Source organism: Stutzerimonas stutzeri (assembly GCF_024448935.1).
Lineage (GTDB): Bacteria > Pseudomonadota > Gammaproteobacteria > Pseudomonadales > Pseudomonadaceae > Stutzerimonas > Stutzerimonas stutzeri_AO.
Map to the genome: position 1 here is coordinate 14,990 of NZ_JAMOIE010000005.1, position 12,624 is coordinate 27,613.

The window sequence follows — 12,624 nt, forward strand, 5'->3', positions numbered from 1 at the left end:
CTTATCCGAAGACGGTTACCGTCTGCCGACTCAATGCAACCAATTCACCGTTGCCGGTCCATAACGCGGCCGCGCAATGACCGTAGCCATCCTGAGCATGCTCGATCACCGCGCGGTACCGGCACCATTCGTGGGTATCGAGTATTGGCAGTGGCTGGACAAACTCGATGGTCCAGGTCAGCGAGCTGCCCGGCGCGAAACTGTTCAGGTGTGGCAGCACGGCCGGTGGCCATGCGTCGACCAGCGCAAGCAGATGCGAGACGGTTACCGGCTCCCGGTCGACCTCGCCACGCTGACGAACCCATCCGCCCATTTCTCGCGAGGTATTACCTGAGAAAGGCAGACCGCCAATGCCCCAGCGCATGGCGAGATGGCGGGCAAACTCAGGTGTTGCGCCGCTGATGTAGGGCAGCTCCTGGCAGGCCTCCACCGGCGGCAGTTCAGGCGCCGGCTCAGCCTCCACCCTGACGGCGGAAACACGCGCTGCGCCGAAGCTGCCTTGCACCAGAGTCACCACCTGGCCGTTCTGGATGGCACGGCCAAGTACCTGACTGACCGCCTTGCCTTCACGCAGCACTTCAGCCTCGAAGCTGACAGGCACATCAACCGCAAGCGGCCCAACAAAGCTGATCGACAGCGACCGCACCGGACGATCACTCGGCACTTTCGCCTGCATGGCCTCAAATACCAGCGCCGCGGCCAGCCCTCCAAAACCGGCCCGGCCTTGCCCCCAGCTGGCAGGCACGACGACACCTTGAGGGGTTTCATGCACGGCGTGTAGCAGTTCGGACAGGGTCATTCCTACCTCGGCTCGTTGTTATTGCGGTTCATCTTATCGCTGCGCAGACCCGCGCAGGCATCGCCGAACACCTGGTGATGTCATGCCATCTCGAGCAGCTATGGGTTGTCGCCGTCGATGCCACCCCGCGGCTTGCTCACAGTGGCACGCCAAGGCAGCTGGCGTCGCAAGCTGCCGAGTGCAGCCTTCATCTCTGCCAGGTCGGTTGGCTGCCCCGCATAGCGGGCCTGTTCGTACAGTCCAGCGAACGCTTGAATCGGGTCGGCAGCACCCGGCAGCCGCTCTGCTGCACGTTGGGCGAAGTCACGCGCGCCCTCGCCTGCGCGCCGTGCCACGCCATGCCGCGCCAGCAATTGTTCGAAGCGCTGGAACTGGCGCAGTTGCGCATCCTGTTCCCGGCGCCAAGGTTTCAGGAGCCCAAGCGCCAGCAGGACAACCAGCAAGGCCCCCATGGCCACCGTCATTAAACCGAGTGTGCGGGCGTCGACTTTGCCGAACAATCCTTGCAGTACCTCCAGCTGCCGTTCGCCCTGGTAATCAAGGACCCAGCGCTGCCAGCCGTAATTGAGGCTGTCCCAGCCGAAACGCAGGTCGTTCAGCCAGCCAATGTCGCGGTAGCGCCGGAGGTCCATCATGGCGCCTTCGATCAACTCCTGCTCAGCGCCAAGCGCCTCCTCCAGCCCGCGCTCGATCCGTTCCGGCGCGACCTGGAATGTCGGATCCACACTGACCCAACCGCTGCCCGCCTGCCAATATTCAACCCAGGCATGGGCATCAAGTTGACGCACCGACAGGTAGTTGCCCGAAGGGTTGACCTCCCCACCCTGATAGCCAGCGACCACCCGCGCGGGGATACCGGCCGCGCGCAGCACGAAGGTCATCGCGCCTGCGTAATGAATGCAAAATCCGTTCAGCGTATCGAAGAGAAAACCGTCGACGATGTCCTCGCCCACCGGCGAAGGGCGCAAGGTATAGCTGTACGGCTGCCGGTTGAAATGGCTGAGCAGCGCTTGCACCGTTGCCTTGGGCGCCTTATGCGCGCGTCGCAGCTCCGCCGCCCAGGCCCTACTGCGTAAGTTGCCTGTGGACGGCAGTTGCAAAGCCCTTCCCAGAACAGCAGGTCCGGCATTTGGCTCGCGCAGTGCCTCCGGCCAGGAAGTCGCCTGGTACAGCAGCGGTTTGTCGACTGGCCGAGGGCGCGCCAGGTGGAAATCACTCATCAGTCGCACATCGCCCGCGTCGACCTGCGCTACGTCCAATCCATACAACCACGGCCGCCCACTGGGCTGCATGACGATGCTGTATGCAACCGGTGCGCCCCGCGGTGACCATTCCGGGGTCTGCGGAAGCTTCGATGTGAAAGACTGCGACCATCGCCGTCCATCAAAGCGTTCAAAGGTCACTGCTCGCCAGTACAGCTGATCCCTGTCAGGGATCGGGCCCTCGAAGCTGGCGCGAAATGCCAGGGCATTCGAGCGACTCAGTTCGGCCATATCGCCTGGCGACATGCTGTCAGCCAGGCCGGTCACGCCGCGATCCTTCGGCTGAGGCAATGACCAAAGCGGCCCTAGACGCGGAAACAGGACGAACAGCACCAGCATCAGTGGGATCGCCTGCAGCAGCAACGAGCCGGCCAGTCGCAGCGTCGGCCAGGGATGAGTGCCCGCAGGGCTCTGCTGTAGGCCGATCATCGCCGCCAGCAGCGCGGTGATCGGCGCCAGGCTGTAAACCCCGGCGAGCAGGTCGTCATTGAACAGATAGCTGGTGACCACGGCAAAGAAGCCGAGAAAGACCAGTACCAACGCATCGCGACGACTGCGCATTTCCACCAGTTTGAGAATAAACGCCGCGATCAGCAGCACCACGCCTGCATCGAGCCCGATCAGCCCTCCGCGTGAGAAATAAACGCCAAATGCAGCGCCCAGCATCATCAGTGCCTTTACCCAGCCCCGCGGGTATGGAGCGCGCATGCGGAAGATCTGCACCCGCCAGATCGCGCAACCCAGCCAGAGGCCGATGATCCACAGTGGCAGATGAGCCAGATGCGGCAGGATGACCAGCACCTGCGCGACCAACAGCCAGACCAGGCCGTTGCGTGGGATAGGCTGCAAGCTGCTCATTGCGGCGTCACCGACTGCTGGCCGAACAGCGCCAGTACTCGCAGGCAACGGTTACGGTGCTCAACGCCCACAGCGGCCTCGATGGTGGTTTCCCCCACTCGGAGGGCGAAGGGCTGCTGGCGCGACGACAGTTCCACGACCCAATGACAGAGCAACGACAACCGGGATTCGATATCGCCGACGAGTTCATCGAAATCCAGGAGCGGGTCCTCACCGGACAGCGCAGTGAAATCCTTCACCAGCAAGCCTTGACCGCGCGAGTAGGCTTTCCAGTTCAAGCGCTTTCTCGAGTCGCCTGGTTGCCAGGGACGCAAGCCCTGGTAATCGTCGATGCCGCTGCCCTGCGCCCGTGAACCTTCACCGCTCTCTTCGTCCAGCCCGACGGCCCGAGGCAGATCGCCCGCGAGTGGGCGTGGGTACACCAGCGCGGCAAGCTGCAAATCCACCCAGCTCCACGCCACGAGAATGCCCAAGGGGAATCTACTCTCAACGCGCAACCGTCCTGGTCGTAGCCTGCCACGACGCTCGGTGGGCAGGCTCAGCTGCAGTTCGCAGGTGCCTGCGGCTGGCACGTCAACCAACTGCAGGCCGCTTTTGGGCCATCCGACCGAGACGGCTTGATACAGGCGTCCGCGACTCTCCAGGCGTACCCGCAAACACGCCTGCTCGCCAAGAAAAACCGCCTCCGCCCCCCCGGCCTGCAATTCGAGACCCGCCAGGTTGCGCCAGGTATGCAGAATCGCCACGACAAATACCGAGCCCAGCAAAAACGTCAGGGCATAAGCCAGACTGTTCTCGTAGTTGATCGCGGCAAGCAGCATCAACAGCAGCGCGGCCAGGAAGCTCATCCCGACCGCTGTGGGCATGATGAAGATACGCCGCTGGTTGAGGCGTACGCCAGGACCCGGAGGGATGCGTTTCAGCAGCCAGCGGTCTCGTATCCGTGGTAGCACTCGCATAGCCGCCCCCGTCAGTCCGGCAGAGGCGGCATTACAACGCCGGCACTTCGCGCAACAGCCATTGCACCAGCGCGCCGCCGCCATGCCCGGTGGCATCGGCACGTTCGCGCAAGCGATGGCCGACCACCGAGGGCAGCACCGCCTGGACGTCTTCGGGGATGACGTAATCTCGGCCGTCGAGAAAGGCCCAGGCACGGGCTGCCGCCAGCAGCGCCAGGCTGGCGCGAGGTGACAGGCCCCAGGCGAATTGCGGCTGGGTGCGCGTGGCCTCGACCAGGCGCAGGACGTAATCGACCAGAGCATCACTGACGCGAACGGCGCTCGCCGCCTGCTGGATAGCAGCCAGCTCGGCGCGATCCAGCTGGGGTTGCAACCGTGTGAGCAAATCACGACGCGAATCGCCGAGCAGCAACGCTTTCTCCGCCGCTTTGGCGGGGTAGCCCAGCGAAAGGCGCATGAGGAAGCGATCCAACTGGGATTCGGGCAACGCGAAGGTGCCGCCAGAGCTGACCGGGTTCTGCGTGGCAACCACGAAGAAGGGCTCCGGTAACGGCCGCGTCGCGCCCTCGATGGTGACCTGGCCTTCCTCCATCGCTTCAAGCAGCGCGCTCTGGCTTTTCGGTGTGGCCCGGTTGATCTCGTCAGCCAGCACCAACTCAGCGAAGATCGGTCCAGGGTGGAATACGAACTGACCGCTATCCTTGTCGAAAACAGAGGTACCGAGGATATCGCCGGGCAGCAGGTCTGAAGTGAACTGGATGCGCTGGAAGTCCAGCCCCATGACCTTTGCAAGCGCATGGCTCAACGTCGTCTTGCCCATGCCGGGCAGGTCTTCCACCAGCAGGTGCCCCTTCGCCAGCAGGCAAGCCATGGCCAATCGCACCTGCGATTGCTTGCCGAGCAGCACTTCATTGACCGCCCGCAGACAGACATCCAATCGGGTGCGCATGCAACTCTCCTCTGTTTGTCCGCTCCAATGCTACTGGCCATCCGCAGCCAGGCAAAGCACAGGAAACGCCGGGTAACGAGTTTGTGATCCGGACCTTGATCCAGCGCTATGTCCTGCTCCGCTCGACGGCTTAGGCTTGACCTCTCCAGAGTTGCCAGGAGGCTCCAATGTCCACGCCCGCGCCACACACCTGGCATGCGCAACCCGCCGACCAGACCCTGCAGCACCTGGACGTCTCGCCCAGCGGCCTGGATACGGAGGAAGCGCAGCGGCGCCTGCAAGTCTTCGGCCCCAATCGCCTGCCGCAACGCCGCGGCAACGGCCCGCTCAAGCGCTTCGTGCTGCAGTTTCATAACCTGCTGATCTACGTATTGATTCTGTCGGCCGTGGTCACCCTTGCCCTCGGCGAATGGCTCGACAGCGCCGTGATCTTCGCCGTCGTGGTGATCAACGCGATCGTCGGGTTCGTCCAGGAAGGCAAGGCGGAGCAAGCCATGCGCGCCATCCAGAAGATGCTGACGCTCGACAGCAAGGTGCGCCGCGCCGGGCGGACCACCACGGTGGCGGCCGAACGACTGGTGCCGGGCGACATGGTGTTGCTGGAAGCCGGCGACCGGGTGCCCGCCGACCTACGCCTGCTGGAATGCCGCGACCTGCGCATCGAAGAGGCGACGCTGACCGGTGAATCGCTGCCCAGCGACAAGCAGGTCGAACCGGTACCGAGCGATGCCAGCCTCGGCGACCGACACAGCATGGCCTACTCCGGCACCCTGGTCAGCGCCGGCAGCGGCTGCGGCGTGGTCGTGGCCACGGCCGGCCAGACCGAGCTGGGCCGGATCAGCCATATGCTCGGCGAAGTCGTCAGCCTGCAGACGCCGCTGCTCGCCGATATGACGCGCTTCGCCAAAGTGCTGACCTTCGTCATCCTCGCGCTGGCTCTGGGCACCTATGTCTTCGGCGTCACCCTGCGCGACTACTCGTCCGACGACATGCTGCTGGCGGCGGTCGGCCTGGCCGTCGCGGCCATTCCCGAAGGATTGCCCGCGGTGCTGACCATTACCCTCGCCCTGGGCGTGCAGCGGATGGCGCGACGCCGGGCGATCATCCGCCACCTGCCGGCGGTGGAGAGCCTCGGCGCGGTCACGGTGATCTGTTCCGACAAGACCGGCACCCTGACCCGCAACGAAATGACGGTCCAGCAGGTGTTCACCGCCGCCCACCGCTACCAGGTCGACGGCGTCGGCTATGCCCCGCAGGGCAGTATCCGCTGCGATGACGGCCAACTGTGCATGCTCGACGAGGCGACCGACCTCCAGGCGCTGGCCCGCGCCGGCCTGCTCTGCAACAGCGCCAGCCTGCTGAGCGACGGCGACGGCTGGAGCATCACCGGCGACCCGACCGAAGCCGCCCTGCTCACCCTTGCCGGCAAGCTCGGCCTGCAGGCCGAGCATGAGCATGCGCATGCTCCACGCGTCGATGGCATCCCGTTCAGTTCCGAACGCCGCTGCATGGCCAGCCTGCACCACGACCACGCCGGCCATGGGCTCATCTATCTGGTCGGCGCCCCGGAACGGTTGCTGGCAGTGTGCAACCGGCAGTTGGTCGCCGGCTGTGCCGAGCCGCTGATCCCGGGCTATTGGCACAAGGTCCTGGCCGATGGCGCCAGCCAGGGGTTGCGCATGCTCGGGCTGGCGCTGCGTCCCCTCGGCGTGCCACGGCACGAACTGAACTACGAAGACCTCGAGGGCGATTTCGTGCTGCTGGGCCTGGTCGGCATGCTCGACCCGCCACGCGAGGAAGCCATCGAAGCGATCGCCGAGTGCCATCAGGCCGGCATCGCGGTGAAGATGATCACCGGCGACCATGCCGCCACCGCCGCGGCCATCGCGGTCCGGCTCGGCCTGGGAAGCCAGGCGCCGCTCACCGGGGCCGAACTGGATCATCTCGGCGACGCACAGCTCGATGCGCGCCTGGCCGATACCACGGTGTTCGCCCGTACCAGCCCGGCGCACAAGCTGCGCCTGGTGGAGCGCCTGCAGGCCTGCGGCGCACGCGTGGCCATGACCGGCGATGGCGTCAACGACGCGCCTGCGCTCAAGCGCGCCGACATCGGCGTGGCGATGGGCATCAAGGGTACCGAGGTGGCCAAGGAAGCGGCGCAGATGGTGCTGGCCGACGACAACTTCGCCACCATCGCCCACGCGGTGGAGGAAGGCCGCACGGTCTACGACAACCTGAAGAAGTCGATCCTCTTCATCCTGCCCACCAACGGCGGCGAAGCCCTGGTCCTGCTGGTGGCCATCGCGTTCGGCCTGACCCTGCCGATCACCCCGCTGCAGATCCTCTGGGTGAACATGATCACCGCGGTCACCCTGGCGCTAGCCCTTGCCTTCGAGCCGGGCGAGGCGGGCCTGATGCAGCGACCGCCGCGTGACCCGAGAGCCCCGCTGTTGAGCATGCAATTGCTGTGGCGGGTGGTGCTGGTGGCCATCCTGATGACCGCGGCCTGCATGGGCGTCTTCATCTACGCGCAACAGCTGGGCTGGAGCCTGGACGCCAGCCGCACACTGGCGGTGAACGCGCTGGTGGCCTGCGAAATCGCCTATCTGTTCAGCAGCCGGCAGATCAACGCACCGGCGCGCTTCGGCCTGCGAGACAACCCGATGGTCTGGGGCATGGTGGCATTGCTGACGGCGCTGCAGTTGGCCTTCACTCAATGGGAGCCGCTGCAGCGGCTATTCGCGACCGAAACGCTGGACCTGGCAGCCTGGGGCCTCTGCCTGCTGGCCGGCGCCATGTTGCTGGTGGTGGTCGAACTGGAGAAGTGGGTGCGCCGGCTGGCCGGCTGGTCGCTGTGAGAGCCCGAAGCTTCAAGCTTGAAAAGCTCGGCCCCGAGGTCGGGCCTCCCGTAAAAGCAGCGGATGCACACCGAACCCCGCGGGAGGCACGCCCTCGTGGCGATCGCAGGCCAAGGGCTAAGCAGCACCACCCGGAACAGCCGCGACTTCAGCGCCCGGCCCGCGACTCGCGAAGGTAGAAACGCGCTTTCTTGGCCTTCTCCATGCAACCCTGGTAAGCCTCGAATTGTTGCTGGGTCTTGGCACCGGCCAGCAGTGCCATCGCCTTGGAATAGCTCACGGTGCCGGCGAACCCTTCCGCCTCGGCCAGGCTCTGCTCTTCCCAGGCGGCGTTCAGCTGAGATGCGCAGCTGTCTCGATAGGCCGTCTTGGCGGCGCAACCGGTAAGGGCAAGTGCCAACAGCGATAGACAGATAATGTTCTTCATCGATACATCCTTTTTTTCGAGACCTGCTCAGTCTTGTTGACCCGCGGCGCGCTCGCGCAAGAATTCCACGACCGCGTCCTGTTCACCTGCGAATTCGATCCGGGCGGCCTTGCTTTCACGCTGATAGCCGTACATCGGATCGTAGTACTGCCTTAACAACGTCTCGATCCACTCGCGGTGGAGATCAACCGAGCCGGTACTCGCCTGTTCGGCAAGTGCCTGATTCATGATTGCCGCCAACCGTGTATAGCGTTCGCCGCCAAGCCGTTTGCTGATATTGACCAGACTTTGCTGCAAGCGCTCGGCAAATGCAGTGAATCCTTCCGCGCCGTACTCGACGGTGAACTCTGCACAGAGGTCGATCACATAATCCTTGAGGATGCGGTCCACCCGTCCATCGAAACTGTCTTCGAGCCAGACCAGCGGATAGTGCTGCATCCCCTGAAACAAGGGCAGCGGAATCGAACAACGACCGACCAGCCGCGCTTCATCCTCCAAAACGAACTGCCGTGCACCAGCCTTCTGCATCTTCAACAAACGAATCGCCAGGGTGTTCTCGAAATCGATTTGCACCGGCTGCGGAGTGGCGCGCTTGCCGAAGCTTGAACCACGATGATTGGCAATGCCTTCCAGATCGACTCCGTCGTCAAGGCGTGCCAGCACCTCGGTTTTACCCGTCCCGGTCATACCGCCGACCAGCACGAAATTGTCATGCGCGGCGGCATGCTCAATGGTTTCAAGCAAAAAGTGCCGCATCGCCTTATAGCCACCGGTCACGCGCGGATAGTCGATCCCCGCCTCGGTTTTGAGCCACTGCTGCACCAGCTGTGAACGCAACCCGCCGCGGAAACAGTAGATGTAGCCCTGAGGGTGGTTGCGCGCGAAGTCGGCCCAAGCCTGAATTCGGTCGGTCTTGACTTGACCACTCATCAGCCGGTGGCCCAGTTCGATCGCCGCTTGTTGCCCATGCTGCTTGTAACAGGTGCCGACCTTCTGCCGCTCGAGATCGTTCATCAGCGGCAGGTTGACCACGCCGGGGAATGCGCCTTTGGCGAATTCCACGGGCGCTCGCGCATCCATCATCGGCACATCGTTAAGGAACAGCTCAGCTAAATTATCGGTATCACCGCGCATCAACGCACCTCAACGGCATAGGCGCCGGCTTCGATCACTTCGCCGATTGGCTCGAGTGTCAGGCCGAGTTCGGCGGCGACCGCGAGGAACTCCGCCTCGCCTTCCGGCGCGACCGCAACCAGCAATCCGCCACTGGTTTGCGGGTCGCAAAGCAGCTGTTTCTGCGCCTCGTCAATGGCCGCGATGCGGTCGCCATAACTGTCGAAGTTACGGCCGGTGCCACCGGGCACGCAGCCTTGTTCGAGGTAGTACCCGACGCCGTCCAGACGCGGCACGCAGGCGTAATCAATGCGCGCGGTCACAGCGCTGCCATCGGCCATTTCCACCAAATGGCCGAGCAGGCCGAAACCGGTGACATCGGTCATTGCGTGCACGCCTTCCAGCTTGCCGAAACGACTACCGGGCGTGTTGAGCGTGCACATCCAGTCGCGGGCCAGCCCCACGTCCTCGGCGCGCAGGCAGGCCTTCTTCTCGGCGGTGGTGAGGATGCCGATGCCCAGCGGCTTGGTCAGGTACAGCTTGCAGCCGACGGTCGCGGTGTCGTTGCGCTTCATCTGGCGCTTGTTGACCAGGCCGGTGACCGCTAGGCCGAAGATCGGCTCGGGCGCGTCGATTGAATGCCCGCCCGCCAGCGGAATGCCTGCGGCTTCACACACGGCGCGACCGCCCGCGATGACTTCGCGGGCCAGTTCCGGCGGCAGCACATTCACGGGCCAGCCAAGGATGGCGATCGCCATCAGCGGGTCCCCGCCCATGGCGTAGATATCACTGATGGCATTGGTCGCGGCGATGCGGCCGAAATCGAAAGGATCATCGACGATCGGCATGAAGAAATCAGTAGTCGATACAACCCCGCGCTCTTCGTCGATGCCATACACCGCAGCATCATCACGCGAGGCATTCCCGACCCACAAACGCGGATCGAGATTCTGTGCCCCGCTACCGGCGAGGATCACGTCCAGCACCTTGGGTGAAATCTTGCAGCCGCAGCCGGCACCATGGCTGTATTGGGTGAGGCGGATGGGTTCGCTCATCGGGAAAGGTCTCGTGATGCTGGCAAAAACGGGCGACGATTGTAGCAAGGCTGGTTACCGCATCGCTGCGCCATGGCCGATAGGGTTGCAATGAAACGGCCGGCTCCTCGGCTTTAGCTTGAAGCTCCTCGCTTTAGCTTGCAGCTTGCAGCTTGCTGCTCGAAGCTAGAGCCCCATGCCAAAGGGAGAATCATATGGGCAACAAGGTCGCACTGGTATTGGGTTCGGGAGGCGCGCGTGGTTATGCGCACATCGGCGTGATCGAAGAACTCGAAACCCGGGGCTACGAGATCACCTGCGTCGCAGGTTGTTCGATGGGCGCAGTCGTAGGCGGTATTTACGCAGCCGGCAAGTTGGAAGAGTACCGCGAATGGATCGAAAGCCTGGACTACTTCGACATGCTGCGATTGGTCGACCCGAGCTTCAGCCTCGGGGCGATACGCGGCGAGAAGATCTTCGGGCGGATCCGAGAGATGCTCGGATCGGTCAACATCGAGGATCTGCCGATTCCTTTCACCGCCGTTGCGACCGATCTGACGAACCAGCAGGAGATCTGGTTCCAGGAGGGCAACCTGGAACTGGCCATGCGTGCATCAGCAGCCATCCCAAGCCTGTTCACGCCGGTCATGCAAGGCAACCGAATGCTGGTCGACGGCGGGATACTCAACCCACTACCAATCGTGCCGGTGGTCTCGAGCCACAGCGACATCATCATCGCCGTCAATCTCAACGCCAATAACCATCGGCAATACCCGCTTCCGGAAGTGGCCCGACCAGGACGCTTCGATGCCATGGTCAGCTCGATCAGCTCGTACGTTCCGTTCTGGCGCAGCAAGGGGCTTGAAGAGCATATGGCCGAACTCACTGCTGCCGATGGGCCTGGCGCGAATCAGCCACCGGCCGCCCCGTCTGGGCAAAGCGCGCCGAAGTCGGCCGAGGGTTCGATGGTGATCGACGTGGGCGGCCCGGCATCCTTGCTGGAACTCATCAACCAGAGCTTCGAAGTGATGCAATCCTCACTGACGCAATACAAGATCGCCGGTTACCCACCCAACGTGCTGGTCAATATTCCCAAGCGCGCCTGCCGTTTCTACGAGTTTTACAAAGCACCCGAACTGATCAAGCTGGGGCAGATAATTGCCAGCGACGCGCTTGACAAGTACGAGCGCGAGCAGCTCTGAACAGGGAGCCTGCAATCCGCAACAGCCGGCTAGTCGCGGACTGCTGCATCGTTGGATTGTTTGCCCGGTAGTTTTGCTGGCGTGACGACCCCTGGCACTTCCTTGACCAGCCAGTCTTTCAGCAGGCTGTAGGCAACTGCCAGCAGCGTCGGGCCGAGGAACAGCCCCATGAAACCGAACGCCAGCACGCCACCAAACACGCCAAGCAGCACCACCACCAATGGCAGGTTGCCTCCGCGGCTGATCAGGTAGGGTTTCAGCACGTTGTCCACCCCACTGATGATGAACATTCCCCAGATGCCCAAAAATATCGCCATGCCGTACTGCCCCTGCCAGGCGAGCCAGAGCGTGGCAGGCCCCCAGACCAAGGGTGGGACCATCAGGAAACTGAAAGCGAACGTCAGCAGACCGAGGAACAGTGCCCCGGGTACGCCTGCAATGCTGAGGCCGACGTACGCCAGAATAGCCTGGGCAGCAGCAGTGCCGATCACACCGTTGACGACACGCTGAACTGTCCCAGCCACCAGCTCCAGGTAATGATCAGCGCGATCGCCGATCAATCGGTGCAGCAGGCTATGGACGAACGCGGCCAGTTTCGGCCCGTCGCGATAGAAAAAGAACACCAGTACCAGGCTGAGCGCGAGTTCCAGCATCCCCCCGCCTACGCGCGCGCTGCGCACCAGCAACCAGTTGCCGACCTGACCGACATAGGGCCGGATCGTCGCGAAGAAGGCCGTGCCTTGCTCGTCCAGTGTGTTCCACACATTCAACAGGTTGTCGCCGATCAGTGGCAGCTCAGCGAGCCACGCCGGCGGTGCTGGCAGCCCCTGCACTTGCAGGTTGTGCACCAGCACGTTGAACTCGCGAATCTGGTCGGCGATGTTGAATCCCAGCCAGACCAGCGGCACCGCCACCAGTACCATCCAACCGCCGGTCAAGAGGGTCGCGGCAAGCGTGGAATTGCCCCTCATCCAACGGGTCAGCAGGCGCATGATCGGCCAGCTGGCGAATGCGAGCACCGCCGCCCAGAACAGCGCCGAGGCAAACGGGGCCAGCACCCACACACAGGCACCGAGCAGCACCAGGAGCAGAATCTGCACCAGCAGACGATCGTTGTTAAGCATGGTGTTACCTATGGAAGAAGGCGGTGCACTTTGGAGCAA

10 protein-coding genes are annotated in these 12,624 nt (G+C 63.4%); 2 read left to right on the forward strand and 8 right to left on the reverse strand.

Translation table 11 applies throughout. The features are described from left to right. Position 1: 1 nt before the first annotated feature. From NA637_RS02390 to NA637_RS02405, 4 genes are all read right to left on the reverse strand, one after another. Entirely contained in the window at positions 2 to 799 is a 798-nt protein-coding gene (locus tag NA637_RS02390; RefSeq protein WP_256070855.1) for an acyl-CoA thioesterase, read from the reverse strand. A gap of 98 nt (positions 800 to 897) precedes the next feature. Further along, on the reverse strand, positions 898 to 2,919 hold the full coding sequence (locus tag NA637_RS02395; RefSeq protein ID WP_272888892.1) for a transglutaminase TgpA family protein: 2,022 nt from the start codon (positions 2,917 to 2,919) through the stop codon (positions 898 to 900). Then, a complete protein-coding gene (locus NA637_RS02400; protein WP_256070856.1) occupies positions 2,916 to 3,878 on the reverse strand; it encodes a DUF58 domain-containing protein in 963 nt (320 codons plus the stop codon). The genes NA637_RS02395 and NA637_RS02400 overlap by 4 nt, the downstream gene beginning before the upstream one ends. A gap of 31 nt (positions 3,879 to 3,909) precedes the next feature. Beyond that, positions 3,910 to 4,827 (reverse strand): AAA family ATPase, encoded by a 918-nt coding sequence (locus tag NA637_RS02405; RefSeq protein WP_256070857.1) that lies wholly within the window; start codon positions 4,825 to 4,827, stop codon positions 3,910 to 3,912. Positions 4,828 to 4,994: 167 nt separating this feature from the next. On the opposite strand from NA637_RS02405, the gene NA637_RS02410 reads away from it, so the two are divergent. Further along, positions 4,995 to 7,685 (forward strand): cation-transporting P-type ATPase, encoded by a 2,691-nt coding sequence (locus tag NA637_RS02410; protein ID WP_256070858.1) that lies wholly within the window; start codon positions 4,995 to 4,997, stop codon positions 7,683 to 7,685. A 148-nt stretch (positions 7,686 to 7,833) separates the two neighbouring features. Here NA637_RS02410 and NA637_RS02415 read toward each other — a convergent pair whose 3' ends face one another. From NA637_RS02415 to selD, 3 genes are read right to left on the reverse strand one after another with little or no spacing between them, the layout of a single operon-like run. Beyond that, complete coding sequence (locus tag NA637_RS02415; RefSeq protein ID WP_256070859.1) at positions 7,834 to 8,112, reverse strand: hypothetical protein; 279 nt, start codon at positions 8,110 to 8,112, stop codon at positions 7,834 to 7,836. A gap of 27 nt (positions 8,113 to 8,139) precedes the next feature. Next, positions 8,140 to 9,246, reverse strand: coding sequence for a tRNA 2-selenouridine(34) synthase MnmH (mnmH, locus tag NA637_RS02420; protein ID WP_256070860.1), 1,107 nt, complete (start codon positions 9,244 to 9,246; stop codon positions 8,140 to 8,142). Then, the gene (gene selD / locus NA637_RS02425) at positions 9,246 to 10,280 is read right to left on the reverse strand and encodes a selenide, water dikinase SelD (RefSeq protein ID WP_256070861.1); all 1,035 of its coding nucleotides are present in this window, start codon (positions 10,278 to 10,280) and stop codon (positions 9,246 to 9,248) included. The genes mnmH and selD overlap by 1 nt, the downstream gene beginning before the upstream one ends. Positions 10,281 to 10,474: 194 nt before the next feature. Here selD and NA637_RS02430 point away from each other — a divergent pair, with 194 nt between their 5' ends. Further along, the gene (locus NA637_RS02430; protein WP_256070862.1) at positions 10,475 to 11,461 is read left to right on the forward strand and encodes a patatin-like phospholipase family protein; all 987 of its coding nucleotides are present in this window, start codon (positions 10,475 to 10,477) and stop codon (positions 11,459 to 11,461) included. Positions 11,462 to 11,490: 29 nt separating this feature from the next. Here the strand turns inward: NA637_RS02430 and NA637_RS02435 are convergent, their stop codons facing one another. Continuing rightward, positions 11,491 to 12,585 carry an AI-2E family transporter gene (locus tag NA637_RS02435; protein WP_256070863.1) on the reverse strand — a complete coding sequence of 365 codons (1,095 nt, stop codon included), beginning with the start codon at positions 12,583 to 12,585 and terminating at the stop codon, positions 11,491 to 11,493. Between the last annotated feature and the right edge of the window lie 39 nt (positions 12,586 to 12,624).